This is a genomic window from Enterobacter sp. 01-M-03-SI-ECC (genome assembly GCF_047530215.1).
Taxonomy (GTDB): Bacteria; Pseudomonadota; Gammaproteobacteria; order Enterobacterales; family Enterobacteriaceae; genus Enterobacter; species Enterobacter chengduensis.
The window spans coordinates 1-16,695 of sequence record NZ_JBLKDA010000051.1 but is presented as its reverse complement, the minus strand read 5'-3'; the positions used below and the strand labels follow the sequence as shown (position 1 = coordinate 16,695).

At 53.2% G+C, this 16,695-nt stretch carries 19 protein-coding genes; 16 read left to right on the top strand and 3 right to left on the bottom strand.

Translation table 11 applies throughout. The annotated features are described in order from the left end of the window. Positions 1-222 precede the first annotated feature (222 nt). The 5 genes from ACMWKK_RS24805 (at position 223) to ACMWKK_RS24785 (ending at position 6,497) form a co-directional block, all read left to right on the top strand. The gene (locus tag ACMWKK_RS24805; protein WP_139136289.1) at positions 223-1,266 is read left to right on the top strand and encodes a hypothetical protein; all 1,044 of its coding nucleotides are present in this window, start codon (positions 223-225) and stop codon (positions 1,264-1,266) included. Positions 1,267-1,673: 407 nt separating this feature from the next. Then, positions 1,674-2,441 (top strand): tyrosine-type recombinase/integrase, encoded by a 768-nt coding sequence (locus ACMWKK_RS24800; protein WP_045261325.1) that lies wholly within the window; start codon positions 1,674-1,676, stop codon positions 2,439-2,441. A 15-nt stretch (positions 2,442-2,456) separates the two neighbouring features. Beyond that, positions 2,457-3,560 (top strand): hsdR, encoded by a 1,104-nt coding sequence (locus tag ACMWKK_RS24795; protein ID WP_406542950.1) that lies wholly within the window; start codon positions 2,457-2,459, stop codon positions 3,558-3,560. 130 nt (positions 3,561-3,690) lie between these two features. Continuing rightward, the gene (locus ACMWKK_RS24790; RefSeq protein ID WP_045261327.1) at positions 3,691-4,935 is read left to right on the top strand and encodes a HEPN/Toprim-associated domain-containing protein; all 1,245 of its coding nucleotides are present in this window, start codon (positions 3,691-3,693) and stop codon (positions 4,933-4,935) included. 203 nt (positions 4,936-5,138) lie between these two features. Then, entirely contained in the window at positions 5,139-6,497 is a 1,359-nt protein-coding gene (locus tag ACMWKK_RS24785; protein WP_045261328.1) for a hypothetical protein, read from the top strand. A gap of 310 nt (positions 6,498-6,807) precedes the next feature. On the opposite strand, the gene repE is transcribed toward ACMWKK_RS24785, so the two are convergent. The 3 genes from repE to umuD all read right to left on the bottom strand — a co-directional run bounded on the left by repE (position 6,808) and on the right by umuD (position 9,709). Then, positions 6,808-7,563 (bottom strand): replication initiation protein RepE, encoded by a 756-nt coding sequence (repE, locus tag ACMWKK_RS24780; protein ID WP_045261329.1) that lies wholly within the window; start codon positions 7,561-7,563, stop codon positions 6,808-6,810. Positions 7,564-8,006: 443 nt separating this feature from the next. Then, positions 8,007-9,278: a Y-family DNA polymerase gene (locus ACMWKK_RS24775; RefSeq protein ID WP_045261330.1), complete on the bottom strand. Its 1,272-nt coding sequence runs from the start codon at positions 9,276-9,278 to the stop codon at positions 8,007-8,009. Then, positions 9,278-9,709, bottom strand: coding sequence for a translesion error-prone DNA polymerase V autoproteolytic subunit (gene umuD, locus ACMWKK_RS24770; RefSeq protein WP_045261331.1), 432 nt, complete (start codon positions 9,707-9,709; stop codon positions 9,278-9,280). The genes ACMWKK_RS24775 and umuD overlap by 1 nt, the downstream gene beginning before the upstream one ends. Before the next feature lie 231 nt (positions 9,710-9,940). Here umuD and parM point away from each other — a divergent pair, with 231 nt between their 5' ends. From parM to ACMWKK_RS24715, 11 genes are all read left to right on the top strand, one after another. Next, positions 9,941-10,912: a plasmid segregation protein ParM domain-containing protein gene (parM, locus tag ACMWKK_RS24765; protein ID WP_080336844.1), complete on the top strand. Its 972-nt coding sequence runs from the start codon at positions 9,941-9,943 to the stop codon at positions 10,910-10,912. Positions 10,913-10,914: 2 nt separating this feature from the next. Continuing rightward, complete coding sequence (locus ACMWKK_RS24760; RefSeq protein WP_045261333.1) at positions 10,915-11,577, top strand: plasmid partitioning/stability family protein; 663 nt, start codon at positions 10,915-10,917, stop codon at positions 11,575-11,577. A 3-nt stretch (positions 11,578-11,580) separates the two neighbouring features. Continuing rightward, positions 11,581-11,844: a hypothetical protein gene (locus ACMWKK_RS24755; RefSeq protein ID WP_032663691.1), complete on the top strand. Its 264-nt coding sequence runs from the start codon at positions 11,581-11,583 to the stop codon at positions 11,842-11,844. A 28-nt stretch (positions 11,845-11,872) separates the two neighbouring features. Continuing rightward, the gene (locus ACMWKK_RS24750; RefSeq protein ID WP_045261334.1) at positions 11,873-12,079 is read left to right on the top strand and encodes a hypothetical protein; all 207 of its coding nucleotides are present in this window, start codon (positions 11,873-11,875) and stop codon (positions 12,077-12,079) included. Between the two features lie 367 nt (positions 12,080-12,446). Further along, positions 12,447-12,914, top strand: a complete 468-nt coding sequence (locus ACMWKK_RS24745) for a hypothetical protein (protein WP_045261335.1) — start codon at positions 12,447-12,449, stop codon at positions 12,912-12,914. Between the two features lie 532 nt (positions 12,915-13,446). Further along, positions 13,447-14,139 carry a DNA methylase gene (locus ACMWKK_RS24740; RefSeq protein ID WP_023337959.1) on the top strand — a complete coding sequence of 231 codons (693 nt, stop codon included), beginning with the start codon at positions 13,447-13,449 and terminating at the stop codon, positions 14,137-14,139. Then, positions 14,136-14,357: a hypothetical protein gene (locus ACMWKK_RS24735; protein ID WP_045261336.1), complete on the top strand. Its 222-nt coding sequence runs from the start codon at positions 14,136-14,138 to the stop codon at positions 14,355-14,357. Before ACMWKK_RS24740 ends, ACMWKK_RS24735 begins: the two co-directional genes overlap by 4 nt. 56 nt (positions 14,358-14,413) lie before the next feature. Further along, positions 14,414-14,836, top strand: coding sequence for a DUF1380 family protein (locus ACMWKK_RS24730; RefSeq protein ID WP_045261337.1), 423 nt, complete (start codon positions 14,414-14,416; stop codon positions 14,834-14,836). A 347-nt stretch (positions 14,837-15,183) separates the two neighbouring features. After that, positions 15,184-15,612, top strand: coding sequence for an antirestriction protein (locus ACMWKK_RS24725; RefSeq protein ID WP_032656177.1), 429 nt, complete (start codon positions 15,184-15,186; stop codon positions 15,610-15,612). A 41-nt stretch (positions 15,613-15,653) separates the two neighbouring features. After that, the gene (locus ACMWKK_RS24720) at positions 15,654-16,064 is read left to right on the top strand and encodes a DUF1380 family protein (RefSeq protein ID WP_045261338.1); all 411 of its coding nucleotides are present in this window, start codon (positions 15,654-15,656) and stop codon (positions 16,062-16,064) included. A 49-nt stretch (positions 16,065-16,113) separates the two neighbouring features. Beyond that, a complete protein-coding gene (locus ACMWKK_RS24715) occupies positions 16,114-16,311 on the top strand; it encodes a hypothetical protein (RefSeq protein WP_023345621.1) in 198 nt (65 codons plus the stop codon). Positions 16,312-16,695 lie beyond the last annotated feature (384 nt).

Below are 16,695 nucleotides of genomic sequence, written 5' to 3'. Positions count from 1 at the left end.
GCGCGGAACTCATCGAGGCGCGGGAATAAAATCCCATTCAGACGCCGGATAGATTCAAGCAAGCCAACTTATCGTCAAAATCGGTGTTGCAAAAACGGGAGTGACCATAGATTCCGTTTTCCGCTATACGCGGAAAAGCGATTTTGCTTCGGCGCAAGCGTACCCAGCAGACACATTTTGCTGTTTAATGATGAGCAGAACTGACAGATAACTCAGGATTGAATGATGAATAAGCTACAAAAAATTTCAGACCATGAAAAAAAACTGCTTACCGGAGAAGCTGTAGCAGAATCTCCACGCCAGATAATCAGGGATGTCTCATCAGGAAAAATCCTGTCTAATGGCAAAGTCGAGCCCGTCAATCTGCCTGTTTTTCTGATCCAGAGGACAGAAACCAACATCTGGTATAACGACATTGATGTCCAGTCGCTTATCAAAGAGGTCCGCACCCAGGCCAGCTTTGTGACCGAGGTAATTAAAGATTCTGAGTTCGAGGGCGCCGGTGAAAAGTATCAACAGTTTCTGGATAATTTTGCGGTATGTATGGAGACGCCTACCGAAAGATATCTTCATGACGTCAGAGTCATGGGGGTACATCTTTATACAACCCTTCAGACCCAGGTAAGAAGGCTTTCTGATGCGATACAACCCATAAAAAATCCCGGTGAAGAGACAGAAAAGCGGTTCTGCGCAGTAATAGAAGCGAACCTGAATCTATTTTTTCACATGTTGATTATCAATCTGGCAATGTCTAACCGCATCGATGATTCCACCGGGGTTTTACGTGAAAAGCTAACCTCGCTGGAAGCGACCCTGCGTCAATTACTGAGTAAGCATGTGTTTGCTAAAGGTGATGGAACACCTCATCCATCTGGAGTGGATATTCATGACGGTAAACTTCTTTACGGGTGGATTTTGCTGAAGAATGGCGATATTGACTCGGCAGAATCGATTTACCGATATGACTATAATATGAGAGAGCAGGTTACGTTTTCTGATTTGTTCAAAAAAGTTATGAGCCTTATTAACGAACGTCCGAAAAAATTTCACCAGGAATTAACTTTCCGGGAAATAATGAATGATACATTCGGAATGGGGGGTGTCCCAGAATCCCGGGTACGTATAGCATTGCAGATCGCCTATTACCTCCAGCAGTGTGAAACAATCCGGAGGTACATTGAGGAACTGACTAACGGCAGCGATGATGATATCTCCTGTGCGCCGGATCTCGATATGCAATCCCTGCTTACGTCCCCTACTGACTAAACCTCATCCCTCCTCATCCGGGCACATCAGTGCCCGGATACATCCTTTCCGTTTTATGTAATTTGAGGAAAGGTCACCCGACTGAGGGCAGTTTGTCACAGAACACAACATACGGTCCTTCCCTCCCCTTCTGACCCCATCATCCAGGCAAAAAAGATCCTTTTTCGATCCTTTTCCGATCCCGATCTCTGCTCACGCTAAAATAATTGTTTCTGATTTATGGTATATATCCAGAAAGCGGAAATTCAGCGCGCAGCGCTCTGCGGGTTTTTTCCGTGGCAGGCGCGGTCGCGAGCGACGAAAATGACAGCAGAACTTCATCAGATTGCGCTGCGTGAAAAATGGCCGGGTTGCAAGGGTGTGACCCGCCAGAATTTACACAGCGTGACCAGAACGACGGGGACACCATGACTCTGCCCTCTTTTATTAATGCCTCCCCTGCCCTGCCGGCAACGGGACAGCCGGCGGGCCTGGACTACGGCCGCGCACTTTCCCTGCGCGAGATGGCCCGGCACTACACCGAGCTGCCAAAATATCTGCTGGCCCCGGAAGTGGCCGGACTTCTGCACTTTGTTCAGGACTGGAGCCAGCACGCTTTTTTCAATACCTTATGGAATACCGGGGCGCGCCTGAACGAATGCCTTGCCCTGAGGCGACGCGACTTTCACCTCAATGAAAGCATTCCGCATGTCGTTCTGCGCACGGCCAAGCAGCGGCGTGCCGGCGGTGGCCGTCCGCGCAAGGGGAAAAGTGCCAACCGCGTTGTCCCGCTCTCCGATCCGGCCTACGTCGATGAGATGCGCCGGCTGTTCGCCAGCACGAAGGAGCAGTTTGAGGATGACCCCATCACCGGCGAACGCCGCGCGCAGCCGGTGTGGAATGTGTCCGACCGGACGGTGCGTAACTGGCTGGTGCGGGCTACGGATGCTGCAAATCGTGACGGTGTCAGACTGAGTATCGACGTCAGCCCCCACACGTTCAGGCACAGTTTTGCGATGCACCTTTTATATGGCCACGTTCACCCGAAGGTGCTTCAGGGTCTGCTGGGGCACGAGAAGTTTGAGAGTACCGAGGTGTACACGAAGATATTCGCGCTCGATATCGCCGCCAGTCAGCAGCTGCGGTTCACCCTCGATACACGTGACGCGCTGCAGCTGCTGCGCGGTAATAACTGAAGCAAGGAAAGGCACATGTTTGATGATGATGATGATGCAGACCAGGAACCCCGGGCCCCTGAACTCAGCCAGGATGTTCAGGCCCTGATCGACAACGGGCTGGCGTTTCTGGATAAGGCGCGTGAAGAGCTGGAAGCATCTAAAGCGAAGTTCTCGGTCGTCAGCTTCTGGACCGCGGTTGAGATCCTGCTGAAAGTCCCCCTCGTACACGAACACTGGACACTGGTCTGTTCAGGTAAAAAAGTTGTCCGGAGTAAGTATGTTGCAGGCGATTTTCAGTCCGTGACTTACGATGAAACCTGTACCCGCCTCGGGGACATCCTCGAGAAACCCTTGCCTAAAGAAACAATGACCGTTTTCGATAAAGTCAGGCAGCACCGCAACCGGGTGGTTCACTTCTATCATCCATCATTCACTGACGCTGAACAGAATCAGATCCAAAGAGAACAGGCAGATGCCTGGTTTGCCCTCAACCGTCTCATGCGGGATGAATGGAAGTCCATCTTCGGCGCTAAAGACAGCTACAGCTGGAAGCTGGCGCACGGTGAAACCCGACTGCTCAGGGGAAGTGAGTTCTATGCTGCCGTTCGGCTGCGGCAAGTTAAAGAAGAACTGGATGCGCTGGCCAAATCCGGTAAGCAGATAGCCGTCTGTGATATCTGCAAACAAGAAGCACAGGTTACCCAATCTCATTCCACCGGGAGTGAGGAACGAACGCTGTTCATTACCCGATGCCATGTCTGTACCAGTCAGTCCCGTCATATTTTATTCAGTTGTCCAAACTGTGACGAGCGACAGTCCTTACCTGAAGGTGATGAACCTTTTACCTGTGACAACTGCAACGAGGTCGTCGATCGAATGACGCTTCTCGATGAGGAAACATTCCGGAGCGTCGATGAACAGGATTACTCCGTACTGCCTGCCGGTTGCACAAACTGCATGACACCTGACAGTGTCTGTAAACTCGGTGATGGTTATCTCTGTACTCACTGTCTTTCTTACTATGAAGAACTGCACGCGTGCGGGTTCTGCAACCACTTCAGCGATAGCGTGCCTGAACTGAGGCATTTTAGAGGATGTGAATTTTGCGATGGTGACAGCCGTTATCATGATGATTAAACAATACAAAAGGAATACATTTGAAATTCATTTGAATTACAAAAGAAATCCTTTTGTAATCGTTTCGTGGTCACAATGAGAAATAATAAAATACATATGTATTTCAATTGTATTACGTTAAGGGCTTTCTATGTCAACGTGGACCAGTATCTCTATCGGTAACTTCACTCTTTACGATACGCAGAATGACTATTATCAGTGGTATTTTCAGCAGGGCGACCGTGTCAGGGAGATTGTCAAAGAGGAGGACGGAAGCTGGTCAGAAGAGACGTTTATCGGCTATCGGACGACCGTAGCGCAGATGCGCCGGCGGTTACAGCTGAACGGATATGACCGGACGGCTCTCGAAAGGGATTTTTCTACTGCCATTGAGTCCTGGAAAGCGGATTCTATTGCGGAACTTGAAAGCGAACTCCATTCCGAAGAAGGGGGCGCTTATCGAGGTGGCAAAATTGCGTGGCTGGAGCACATCATCCCGGTTCTTGACAATGCGACGCTGGATGACTGGCTTGACCGGTTAAAAAAGGCGGCGTGTTGGCCAAGCACAGAGAGTGATGACAACCCGTATATGAGGTGGATTAAAACAGGTGATCCTGTCCTTTCCCTGATGGTCAGCTGGGTCGACGAAGATTGCTCCTGGGTTCGTGATACGAACTTTAATTTCCCGTGTACACAACAAGACTTTTACGCTTTAGCGATTCTGCTAATCACTGAGGATGACGCTGTATGCGAACTGGACCTGAAATGGCTCATTTCTGCCGGATGGACTGATGATTTTGACGATCTGGAAGAAAAACATGCAGGAGCCACTCAACCGCTTAGACATGCCAGACAGAGCCTTTCAGAGTTAAGTACACTGGTCGCCTCTGCACCCGAAAATCCTGTACTGGTGAGAATGTGTTACTCCGGCATAATTACCGTTATGGAAGCTTACCTTGCAGATATTTTCATACGGGCAGTAAAGCATCCTCCTGTTAAGCGACGTTTCGTTGAGAGCTACGAGGCATTCCAGAATAGCTCCAAAAAGCCACTTTCAGAGGTCTTCAATCTGCTCGATTCGCTGGACAAGACTATCGAGACGGCATTGCTCAGCCTGTCGTTTCACCATATTGCGACAGTGAAAAAACTCTATCAGGAATGTCTCCTTGTCAGTTTCCCGCCCGATATATTGAATGATATAGCGCGTTCAGTGATCGTTCGACACGACATTGTTCACCGAAATGGCCGTGATAAGAATGGGAAGCACCACTTAATTGAGGGCTATCATGTAAATGAGCTCGAGGAGCTCATGCACGTGTTTCTGGCTGGTATAGACAAACAGATTCTGGATGGGCTTCAGCTGCAATTCGAGAATAAAAATGACGTACAAATGTAATTCTTTTGTGTTTTATTTGTATTTCATTTATGAAGAGCGTCGTCGAAAAATGAAGTACGAGAGATAAGTTGAATCTCAGTACCTGTACTTCATTTTCATTCCAGAAGTATGGTTTATTGTGTTTCATTTGTATTTCGTTTGTAATACTTTTGAAATTCATTTCAATATCATTATTTGAAGCGTTTCGCTGTCAGGAGAAAGGAATGGAACTGGTCTGGAAAAAAAATCCCAGAGGGCGGTTTGAGAGGAAACTGACTCTGGCTGAAAAGGAAGCCCTGCTTCACGTCTTCAGTAATGGGCGAAAACCAGGCCAGGCAGATTTGCGCATTGTGAATATGGTTCTCAACGAGATGGACAGACAGGAACTGTGGATCAAGTGCGACTGTGTTAACCCTGACCCTGAAGCTGAAGGCCCATTTAATTGTGAAGTGAACGTAGCCAAATTACGTCATGTAAAGACCACAAGGCCGCATGACGAACAGTGTCCGCTGTTTCGTCTGAAAAAAGAGAAAGACGCTGACAACACGGTTGTTGAAGGTAAAACAAGCCCACTGAATCCTGTTGGCGGGGATGACTGGCTACCGGACAAGAAGAAGGATGTCAGAGCTGCCAACGTGGAAGAACCGGTAGAACCACGTAAGCGCAAGCGAAAAATGCTGAAACCCGTTCCGGCTCTGGGGCGTAAATTACTGACGCTTATCCAGGCTGCGGGCCTGAACCAGCTTGAACTGATTCCTGAGTACCAGAGTCCTGGGCTTACGGGGGCGATCAGCAGGCTCAAAGACGTGCTGGAAGACCACTCAATGAGCAACGGCACACCTCTGAGCAAGTTATTCAGCTGTGTACCCTGGTTAAGCATCGAGCGTATTGGTTGCATGCTTTCAGAGCTGGAAACGATGCTGGGTATCAACAGCCAGAAAAAAGAACCGTGCGTGTATGTCATCGGGATAGCGACAGACGTCAGCCGGGAAGAGGTAGTCTTCAGCGTTCGTGGGAAAAACTTCGTGCACCGACCGGAGGCTAGGGTCAGTATCAATGGTGAAAACACATACAATGTCGGCAGCCGCGCCCCTTACTGGACAATTCTGGAATACCGGAGGGGAGGAGATGGTAATGTTTATTGCCATGAAGGCTACGCTCATGCCGCCTACACGCTTGATAATCCAGTTCCCGTCGACAGTAACAGGGAGCGTGAAACCCTGAAGGTGATCATCAACGCCAGCAGTTATGCCGGCCGTCAACCAAATCATCCGAATGCGATCAGTCTCAGCAAACCCTTGTTCACGACAAAAAGCATCAAGGACGGTGAGGAGGAAGACATTCACCCCGATTTTATCCTGAACGTAGCTCCGGCCAAAGAAAGTTCAGTGACGACCTTCATCATTGAAACGATGGGGTATGAGTCCAGGGAGTACATCGAGCGCAAACACAAAACTCACAGCTGGATGGCGCAAGAAGGGGTGTTGTTAACAGATCCTCCGGGCTGGCCAGCGGCTTCAGATAAAACGTTTAATATCGTTCTGCTCAGACACATTTTCACCGCTGGAAAAATGCGGAGATAGCGCTGAAGCCGAATTGTTTCAGGCAAAGTGTGACAATTAGCCCTGAAGCAGAATTTCAGGATAGAGGATGCTGTTATGCTATCTGTGACAAATGACACTCAGTGCTCAAACTAATGAGTGATAAGTTGCCCTTAGCTAACTGTGACAAACTGCCCTCAATCAGCGGTAAAAAGCTAAGATTCTGAGCTGGTGCGAACCATAATTCCAGTACGGTTCGGGTGTGAAGGTAGCATCTGTGACAAATTACCCTTAACTTTAGAATCAAAGTGTGACGAACCACCCTCATGTTTGTGACATCGAACCCTCAGATTCATCCAGGGGTGATGGATGTTATGTCACTGAAGGAAAAGACTATATGAGTAGTCTGGCGGCCTTTCTTTTTCTCGATATACGATAACCGCATCGGCGTTCTGCTGTTGATTTCATCGACACTCGCCTGCAGGAAACGACGGCGGAAGTCTGGCATACGCTGATAGCTTTGCGGAAGCTGGTAACGCTCCATGATCCAGTCAATTTTCAGGGATACCACGCCAGAGCCATCCGGCTTACGGTACTGGCATAACGACTCGTAGAGACGCATGGCATAAGGATTCGTGATCTCTTTCGTTTCACTGAGTCGGAACTGTGTAAAACGGTTCTGAAGACCAATGAAGAAAGGGATGAGGTAAGGGTTGATATGTACGCTGTACAGTCCTCTGGATGGACTGTGGGCACGTTTGATGAACCAGGGGAAGGATTCATATCCCTTTTCTTCACCTGCATCTTCTTCAGGGCGATAAAAGACCACTTCCTTACCCGCGAAACCCTTGAGCGCCTGACGGATATCTTTACTGGCCTCGGCGGAGGTCAGGCCGAAGGTTTCCGCATATTTGGCGACCTGAATTTCACAGATCCCATCATGCTCCTGCAGCGTACCGTCAGATTTTCTGATCTGGTCCACAAAGAGATAAAGCATACGCTTTTGATCGCGGGACAGACTGTATGCCGCCTCAGTCAGTTCGTTTGACTGAACAATACGCGGGCTATTCTTACGTTTTTTATGGTTGATAACCGCAACTTCCGTCATGACAGATCCGTGTAAAGTGTGACAGATTTTAAGATTGTCACACTAAATGAAAAAGAGTCAACAGGTAGGGATAACTTTGTGAAATACTGCAGCTTTTGAGGGCAATTTGTCACAGGGTTAAGGGCAATCTGTCACAGATAAACCGGGGTTTTGAGGGTGATTTGTCACACTGAAAGGGCAAATTGTCACAAAGACCCTTCTCAAACCCGCATGAATAAAGGGCTGAGAGACGTTCTAAAAAGGTAAACCTAACAACCTATTAAAAAGATCTTATAAAAATATGTCCGTGGATAAGTGGATAAACCTGAAGGAGCTAACCATTAGACTCCGAGCGTAAGCAGAATTTGTCCGTGCAGTTCCCTGGTGCTTCCTCGCTCACTCGCGGGCTTCGCCCTGCCGTTCGGCTGCGGCGAGCACTACTGGCTCTCTCTGAAAGGCGAAATTTAACCGATCCTCGCTATGGGGATATCTTTCCAGCGAGTGGTGTACGCAGGGGAGAGCATATCGCGTTTCATTTGCCATGTAGGCGCAATCCCTCGTCCTGCAAACCAGACCTGTCCCAGCCCGGAATGATTAATGCCATCGAGAACCTTCATCAGCTCAGCGCTGTGAGGACGTGGAGGACGTTCGTCGAACAGCTGCAGCTGCGAAACGCCGGAGCTGGTGAAGTCATTCAGCATCACACCGGCTTTGGCATACCGGTGCCCATCCTTCCAGATACGCTCCAGAGCCGCTGTGGCGGCCGCAATGATGTCCCGGGTGTCCTGAGTGGGGGTAAGCAGTTTCTCCGTGGCCACGTTGCCGTAGTAAGGCTCTTTAACAGCGAACGGAGACGTTTTGATGAATACGGAAATATGCCGGCAATACTGGCGCTCTTTACGCAGCTTTTCTGAGGCCCGCTCTGCGTACTGACAGACAGCCTGGCGGAGCGAATCGTATTCAGTGATCTTCTCGCCAAAACTGCGGCTGCAGACAATCTGTTGTTTAGTAGGCGGTGCTTCCTCAAGCGACATGCAGCTTTCCCCGTTCAGTTCGCGCACTGTTCGCTCGAGAACGACGGAGAAATTTTTCCGGATAAAGGCCGGGTTCGTCAGTGCCAGATCGAGCGCGGTCCTGATGCCAAGAACATTGAGCTTGCGTGCAATACGGTTTCCCACGCCCCAGATCTCTTCGACCGGCTGCAGTGAAAGCAGTTTCCGCGTTCGCTGAGGATTCCCCCGGGTCAGGGCGAGCACACCACGAAATTGTTTCCACTCCTTTGAGGCCCACTGGGCTGATTTTGCCAGGGTTTTCGTCGGCCCGGCACCCACGCCGATGGTCAGACGGGTACAGTCATACACGTGCTGGCGCAGCTGCCGGCCGAAGTCCTCCAGGTCCATGCAGCGCTCAACGCCGGTCAGGTCGAGGAACATCTCGTCAATCGAATACTGTTCCACCCTGGGGGCCAGCTCCTCCAGGCAGCTCATCACGCGCGCTGACATCGAGGCATAAAGTTCATAGTTGCTTGAGAACGCGTATATTTTTTCCGGGTACTTTTCGTTTTTCATCTGAAACCACGGCGTGCCCATTTTGATCCAGGGCTTTGCCTCGGCACTTCTTGCGATGACGCAGCCATCGTTATTACTGAGCACCACAACCGGCTTTCCTTTCAAATCAGGGCGGAAAACACGTTCGCAGCTGGCATAAAAGCTGTTCACATCGGCCAGGGCAAACATCAGTACATCTCCCTCGGGCGATGGATGATGTGCGTGACGACGCCAAAGATATCCAGATCGTCCGGGTCGGGATAAATCGGCGACCAGGCGGCGTTCATTGGCTGCAGCGTCAGTCGTGGCGTCAGCAGAAGCCGTTTAACCGTAAACTCCCCCTGCACACTGGCCACAACAATATCGCCGTGCCGGGGCTTCTCTGCACTGTCCACAACCAGCAGATCGCCATTGTAAAGGCTGCCGTCGGACATGCTGTCACCGCTGGCACGGAGATAGTAAGTCGCGCTCGGGTGCCGTATGCAGTAATCATGGAGATCCAGGTCGGACTCGACATAGTCAGCGGCAGGGCTGGGAAAACCGCAGCTGGCCAGGTCTGCAAACAACGGATGGGCCTTTGGCGGGAGTGCTTTCCCGGTGCTGAAAAGCTGCAGTTTCATCTTTCCTCCTGATGTCTAAATATACTGGTTATGCATACAGTATATTTAACAGCGTGAGGATAATCCAGATCGCCTGCGCCATGAACAGGGTGAGTAACCTAAGTTACTCAAAATGCTAGTTAATATCATTTTGAGTGCTTTATACTACTCATAATGAGAAATAATGCTTTTGTTTTTCCATTTTGCTCTTATAATGTGTATCAAATTGAGTTTAATTGATGGAGCATAATGATGAATATTTACTGCGATGATGGTTCAACTAATGTTAAGCTGGCATGGTTTGAAGGAAACGAGCTGCAGACCCGGGTTTCTGCTAACTCCTTCCGGCATGGCTGGAAAGTGGCGGAATTCAGTGCTGCAACGTTCAACTATCAGGTGGGCACGCTGAAATATACCTGGGACAGCGTCAGCCGGGATGCCATCCCGACAACAAACGTGGAATATCAGTACGGTGATCTCAACCTGCTGGCCGTGCATCATGCGCTGCTGAACAGCGGACTTGAGCCGCAGCCGGTGAGCCTGACCGTGACGCTGCCCCTGAGCGAGTATTATGACGGGGACTGCCAGCGGAACGAGGAGAACATCCGACGCAAACGGGAAAACCTGATGCGTGAGCTGGTTCTGAATAAGGGCAGGGCATTTACCGTAACGGACGTGAAGGTGATGCCGGAATCACTGCCGGCGGCGTTCTCCCGTCTCGCGGAGCTAAAGCCCGGACCCGCTGAGACCACCCTGATTATCGATCTCGGCGGAACCACGCTCGATGCCGGCGTGATTGTCGGACAGTTTGATGATATCAGTGCGGTACACGGCAATCCGTCTGTCGGCGTGTCACAGGTCACCCGCGCAGCTGCAGGCGCGCTGCGGGCTGCAGACAGCGAAACCAGCGCGCTTATTGCTGACACGGTCATCCGCAACCGCAATGATCGTCAGTATCTGCAGCGAGTGATCAACGATGCCGGAAAAATTGACGATGTTCTGAACAAAATTACAGAGGCAATCACTTCCCTGGGGGCGCGTGTCACCAGTGAGCTGACGGCCTTCAGAAACGTTAACCGGGTATTCCTGGTCGGGGGAGGGGCATCCCTCATTGAAGAGGCTATCCGTCAGGCCTGGCCTCTGGCTCCTGACCGTATCGAGGTTATCGGCGATCCGCAGCTGGCGCTGGCCAGAGAGATTGCCCTTTACAATAAAGAGGACTAAACGTGCCGGACGGCCAGTATTCTTTCTATCTGCACAGCGACGATCGCACCGACATCGCGGCGATGGCGACCATCAGCACCATCTCACAGCCCCTGCGCGGTGACTTCATCCGGACCGCCGCCACCGCCGGGGCGGTGATGTACCAGACGGATGCCCGTTTACCGGCGCTGATCCCGGTGTTCTTTGACGGGCAGCTGAGCGCCATCCGGCTTTGCGCCGTGATGGCCCTGGTCTCCGGTACCTGGTCTTCACTCTCAGGACTTCCAGATGAGCCTGATGGTGGCGTGGCGGCTCTGGCCATGTCACCGGAGACGGAATACCAGCGCCGGCGTTACACCCTGACGCTTCAGGATGACCGGAGCAGTGAACGGGTTGAGCGTGTGCTGACGGGCGTGTCATCCCGCCTGCGTGGAGAGCTGCTGAGAAACCTGATTATCACCGGTCTGGCCCTGCATACGACCGCGCCGGAGCTGCCGCGTCTGCTGGCCAGCATGCCGGTACCGCCCGGCACGGTCAGCGAGCTGCAGGTTCTGGTTCAGCAGATGGCTGGTACGGCTGGCGTGAGTAAGGCTGCAGTACCGGAGAAACCAGCACAGCCTGCCGCACCGGTAACCGGTGAAGCGACCAGGATAAAGAAAAATATGCAACGGGCATTCGGAGACTAGAACATGTCAGTGATTAAACAGAAGGCAGAGCAGTGCATTCATAACTTTCTGCGTGCCCGGAACGTGCCTGAATCTCAGTGGCCGGATCTGGTCAAAAAGACCGGCAGGGGAATGATACTGGCAGGCGTGGCCGTTGTGGTTCCCGGCGTTCTGGCTGATAACATATCCCTGCCGGTGACAATCGCGATGCAGGTCTGCTATGCCTCACTGATCGGCCTCGGGGTTCTCCTGGCGTTTGACGAGAAAAAACCAAAGGGACGGGGATGAATATGAACATTAACCTGAAGGAAACGGTATGAAGCTTGAAGACCTGACAGGAGACGAACGTACGCTCGTAATTGTGGCCCTGCAGGCGCTGCATCGCCAGCGGGTTTCAGCATACAACTCGACCCTGACGGCATGCAGCTTGTCGGGAAAGAATCCGCCTGCAGATGATGTTTTTGGGCTGCATGAAGTGCAGGAGGCACTGCGCAGAATTGGTGCGGCACCGGAGAGCCGTTAAATCCGGTACCTGCACTTCAGAAAAAAACGGCAGGGTGACATCAACCCCTGCCGTAAGCATACTTGCTGTTATTGTTCTGAAAGTTTAGAGGCAGTTTGCGTTAAGTCAAAATATATCGTCATGAATTATCAGATTTATTTCCTTTCTCCTCCAGGACAACGCCCCGCCGTGCCTTCACGCTAACCCGGCCGCTTCTGCCTCCAGGGAAGCTGTCGCCTCCGTCCTCACCCGTTCGCGCCCTGCACGGTGCATTCAGCCCGTGAAGGGCTTGCGCTGCGGCTTCGGCGTCGCCCTGGCGTCTTCCGCTTTTCGCCGGGTTTTTGTGGCGGCACGGCGCAAGAGGGTGCCGGATGCTGAGGACACAACCATGTTCAGACTGACCTGTATTGAACTGAATAACGGCGAATTTGCCGTGTATATCAACAACCACTACCTGGGGAGCGAGGATGCCAGCAGTGAACGACTGTACCTGGGTGAAATCCGGGAGCAGCTTTCCCAGCTCCCGGGCGTGGAATTACAGACCCTGCATGAAGCGGTGCCGGAGGAGGATGACTGGTGCTGGAATGACATCGCCGATCGCGTGCTGCCGCCTGTTTCAGCCTGCCGGGATGATGTGACGGTGGCAGGACTCATGGCCAGGCTGAAGCAGTACCCACCGGATGCACTGTGTCTGGGGACATTCTGGCTGGCAGATGATTTTCTTTCACTTGATGACAGTCTGTCTGAAGAGAAAATTGCAGAAGCAATGCGTATCTGCGACCGAAGCCATGATGCCGGAATCGGATTTAACTGGGACACGCTGCAGATTGCCATTGACGGAGTGAAGGGGCGCTGACGAAAAAAAAGCAGGACGCTTTCCGGGAAAAGAGCGTCCTCAAATGTGTCATATTCGTTTTAAGTGAAAACCCATCAGATGTTTTCGGCACAGATAATTGCACAATTGCTGCCTTTTTTCACCTGCCATATATCCGACTGAAAAAAAAAGGACGTCGCCGGTCGGGGACGTCCTGAAATCAAAGGCATACATGTAAGATAACGGCGCGAATCCATTATCAGTGTACATTCTGCCATACTCTGCCTGACTCATCAGCTACCAGAACCGGCACCGAAGGATGTCGGTTCCCTCCGCCTTATTGCCGCCAGCCGGCGGCGTGTTCAACGCCGTGCCTTCACGCTAACCCGGCCGCTGCGGTCGCAAGGGTTCACGTTGTCTCCGTCCTCACCCGTTCGCACCTTTCACGGCGCATTCAGCCCGTGAAAGGCTTGCGCTGCGGCTTGCGGCGTCGCCCCTGCGCCCTCCGCTCAGAGCCGGGTTTTTGTGGCGGCACGGCGCAAGAGGGTGCCGCATATCAGAGAGGAGTGTGTCTATGTCCCGTTTTATTCTGGGTGACTGCGTGCAGGTGATGTCCCGTTTCCCGGCGCGTGCCGTCGATTTTATTCTTACCGATCCGCCGTATCTGGTTGGCTATAAAGACCGTACCGGGCGCACCCTGGCCGGGGACAACTCAGCCGAATGGCTCCAGCCCGCCTGTCATGAAATGTACCGCGTGCTGAAAAACGACAGCCTTATGGTGAGCTTCTATGCCTGGAACCGCGCGGATCTGTTTCTGAATGCGTGGAAAGCGGCCGGTTTCCGGGTGGTTGGCCATATCGTCTTCGCCAAGTCCTACGCCTCAAAATCGACGTTCGTGGGTTACACCCATGAGAGCGCCTACCTGCTGGCGAAGGGGAGGCCGCAAACCCCGGACCGTCCCATTCCGGACGTGATCCCCTGGAAATACACGGGCAACCGACACCACCCGACGGAGAAGCCGGTGCAGAGCCTGCGACCGCTGATTGAATCGCTCACGCATCCGGGGGCCATTGTCCTTGACCCGTTCGCCGGCAGCGGCTCCACCTGCGTGGCCGCCGCCGAAGCCAGCCGCCGCTATATCGGGATTGAGATGCTTGAGCAGTACCACGCCGCCGGCGTTCGCCGCCTGGCGCAGGTTGAGCGGGCGAGAAGGATGCCGGCGGCCAATGACGGTGCGTTTTATCCCGACTATCCGGAGGCGGCATGAACTACCCGGGCCTTGAAACCCTGCGCGCGGACGTGGCCGCGCTCAGCAATGCCATGTGTGACGTGCGGATGCTGCTGAACCGCCTCGAATCGCAGCACCGGCACGACGCGGCAACGCTTACCGAACGTATGGCTGCGCAGACCCTGCGCCGGATCAACACCCTGCTTCTGGAAGCCTACCGTGAAGCTCTGGTGCTGGACGAAACCTTTCAGGACTGACTGACCCTGCCGGGCTGAGGCCCGGCCTGTAACCCCTTAGCAGGAGAGAAAAAACGATGTACGGAATCCGCGAAGAACTTTGTGTACAGCTTGAAAACATGTTCACGGCTGACGAACCCCTGGTCCTGCTGGTCTGGACGGAGGAGGGGATTAGCGTAGCCTGCCGTGAAGCCCAGCCAGAACCGGACGGGGCTGAAATCCGGGAGGTGATGAAGGCCCTCGGCGAAATGAAAATGACGCAATACCGCCAGGAAGGGGTAAATCATCAGACTATCAACGATCTCCTGACCCGTCAGCGGGAGGCGGAAAACCATCAGGTGAGTGTTCCGGCGGTACTTCTGTCCCGCGTCCTGCGTAACTATGAATGCGAGCTGGAAAACCGGATCGGTATGGCCTGGGAATCCGGGCGGCAGGAGCCGGAATCCGTCAGAAATGAGCTGAATAACGTTCGCGCCCTACAGGAGGCACTGGCCGCCTGAGAGAACGCCGGGGTAACGCCCCGGCAACCATCCACTGCGAAAAGGATGTCAGTACCTTCCGCTTTTATCCGCCGCCGCCCTCCGGGCCACGTCGGGACAATGAAACTCCCCTGAAGCTCCGTGCGGTGACGGCATACGCCGTGACTTCACTGTAGCCCGGCCGCATCGGCCACAAGGGTTCGCTGACGCCTCCGTCCTCACCCGTTCGCACCCTTCACGGTGCATTCAGCCCGTGAAGGCTTTGCGCTGCGGCTTGCGGCGTCGCCCCTGTGTCCTCCGCTTTTCGCCGGTCTGTCGTGTCGTCACGGCGATGCCGGAACCGAGAATATGTTAACCGTGGAGGATCTATGAACCAGACCGTGACCTGTGATGCTGTTCGTCTTGAGGGTGCGCAGCGCCTGACTTTCCTGCCTGATTTGTTTGGGGGCGATTTTATGACGTCCGAGGCATCCGTGTACGCCTACGCCCAGCGTTATTGCCCTGAGTATCAGGGGGGATTCTGGCAGTTTTACCGGCTGCCGGAAGGCGGCGGATATATGGCGCCTGACGTGGAGAGCCTGACCCTGTGCAATCGGGAAAACTGGTTTGAGCAGACTGTCAGCGGGGAAGTGGCGGGGATCATCCTCACGGCGCTGGTACTGAATCACCGGAGCTGGCACCACAGTAACCATGACCATGAGGAGCTGTGCCGCCACTTCTGCCGCCGTTATGAGCAGCTTATGGCATTTGCTGATACCCATCCTGAAAGCGCCACGATCTGGCGTGCCCTTGACTGACTGATCACGGGCGGCGATGCCGCCCGACTAAAGGAGAAAACATGATTGGTACAGCAAAAGAGATCGCCATCGAAATGCTGCGTGATGACGATAATGACGGCGAGAAATTTGTATTCGCCAGCTGGAGCCGGAACGATATTCGCGGTCTCTGCATTGACTGGGATCTCAGTGATGAAGAGATCGACGTGGTGATGGAAAGACTGGAGGCAGAGCTGTATCCCTCCGGATGTGTCCCTCTCATCTACAACATTGTTGAGGTGATGGTGGAAGAAAAACGGAAACACCGTAATGTCACCATTCCGGCTGCGGCGCTTGCGGTGGTGATGCAGCTTGCAGGGAAGGAAATGGAGCGTATCGCTGTATGCGCGGAGGATGGAGGCGGATCAGCGGCAGAAACCCTGAAAGAAGAAAATGACGTCATGTTGCGCCTGCGCGCTGCGCTCAATGCCTGACTGAGAAACCGGAGGCATTGCCTCCGGAAACTGAAAAAAGGAGAACACCATGCAACTGTCACCGGAAACCCGCAGCATCCTGCGCCAGTATAAAACGCTCATCAACGAGCGACGTCGTGAATCAGGACTCAGCCCCGTAACCACAGCGAAAGTGCTGGATGAGATCTGCGAATCGGCTACCCGCCAGTGCGCCGTCTATCTTTGCGGCCACTTCATTCTCCAGGGCGGTCAGGGGGATGGAAAGTAAATAATCCGGGCGGGGCATAGGCGCCGCCTGTTCGCGCGCGAAAACCCAGTCATCCCTTCGGGCTGACGGGGCGGCAAGGCCAGCGCCTGCGGCGCTGCCCCCTCCCGCCCCTGGTGTAAGTCAGGAGAAATGCAGAGGAATGGCATTGTGGGGGCAAATTGTCACGTATACGGTCCTGCGTGGCGTGGCGTGGCGTGGCGGCTCTGAAACCCGATCAGCAAATTCTCTGAAAACACCAGAATCCCACTTCTGGCCCCCTTCGGCTCCCGGCCAGCACTGCTGTCCGGTCGTCGAGCCCCACTCCGCCAGGGCGGCTGCTGGCGCACCCGCCGGGCTCCGCCGAACCCCTGCGGGGTTTCGGGCTGACGCTAGGGTCTGATGGCG

Excerpts from the sequence above, each read along its gene's own strand:
- ACMWKK_RS24805 (WP_139136289.1), top strand. The coding sequence starts at position 223 with ATGATGAATAAGCTACAAAAAATTTCAGACCATGAAAAAAAACTGCTT.
- ACMWKK_RS24800 (WP_045261325.1), top strand. The coding sequence starts at position 1,674 with ATGACTCTGCCCTCTTTTATTAATGCCTCCCCTGCCCTGCCGGCAACG.
- ACMWKK_RS24795 (WP_406542950.1), top strand. The coding sequence starts at position 2,457 with ATGTTTGATGATGATGATGATGCAGACCAGGAACCCCGGGCCCCTGAA.
- ACMWKK_RS24790 (WP_045261327.1), top strand. The coding sequence starts at position 3,691 with ATGTCAACGTGGACCAGTATCTCTATCGGTAACTTCACTCTTTACGAT.
- ACMWKK_RS24785 (WP_045261328.1), top strand. The coding sequence starts at position 5,139 with ATGGAACTGGTCTGGAAAAAAAATCCCAGAGGGCGGTTTGAGAGGAAA.
- repE (WP_045261329.1), bottom strand. The coding sequence starts at position 7,563 with ATGACGGAAGTTGCGGTTATCAACCATAAAAAACGTAAGAATAGCCCG.
- ACMWKK_RS24775 (WP_045261330.1), bottom strand. The coding sequence starts at position 9,278 with ATGTTTGCCCTGGCCGATGTGAACAGCTTTTATGCCAGCTGCGAACGT.
- umuD (WP_045261331.1), bottom strand. The coding sequence starts at position 9,709 with ATGAAACTGCAGCTTTTCAGCACCGGGAAAGCACTCCCGCCAAAGGCC.
- parM (WP_080336844.1), top strand. The coding sequence starts at position 9,941 with ATGAATATTTACTGCGATGATGGTTCAACTAATGTTAAGCTGGCATGG.
- ACMWKK_RS24755 (WP_032663691.1), top strand. The coding sequence starts at position 11,581 with ATGTCAGTGATTAAACAGAAGGCAGAGCAGTGCATTCATAACTTTCTG.
- ACMWKK_RS24750 (WP_045261334.1), top strand. The coding sequence starts at position 11,873 with ATGAAGCTTGAAGACCTGACAGGAGACGAACGTACGCTCGTAATTGTG.
- ACMWKK_RS24745 (WP_045261335.1), top strand. The coding sequence starts at position 12,447 with ATGTTCAGACTGACCTGTATTGAACTGAATAACGGCGAATTTGCCGTG.
- ACMWKK_RS24740 (WP_023337959.1), top strand. The coding sequence starts at position 13,447 with ATGTCCCGTTTTATTCTGGGTGACTGCGTGCAGGTGATGTCCCGTTTC.
- ACMWKK_RS24735 (WP_045261336.1), top strand. The coding sequence starts at position 14,136 with ATGAACTACCCGGGCCTTGAAACCCTGCGCGCGGACGTGGCCGCGCTC.
- ACMWKK_RS24730 (WP_045261337.1), top strand. The coding sequence starts at position 14,414 with ATGTACGGAATCCGCGAAGAACTTTGTGTACAGCTTGAAAACATGTTC.
- ACMWKK_RS24725 (WP_032656177.1), top strand. The coding sequence starts at position 15,184 with ATGAACCAGACCGTGACCTGTGATGCTGTTCGTCTTGAGGGTGCGCAG.
- ACMWKK_RS24720 (WP_045261338.1), top strand. The coding sequence starts at position 15,654 with ATGATTGGTACAGCAAAAGAGATCGCCATCGAAATGCTGCGTGATGAC.
- ACMWKK_RS24715 (WP_023345621.1), top strand. The coding sequence starts at position 16,114 with ATGCAACTGTCACCGGAAACCCGCAGCATCCTGCGCCAGTATAAAACG.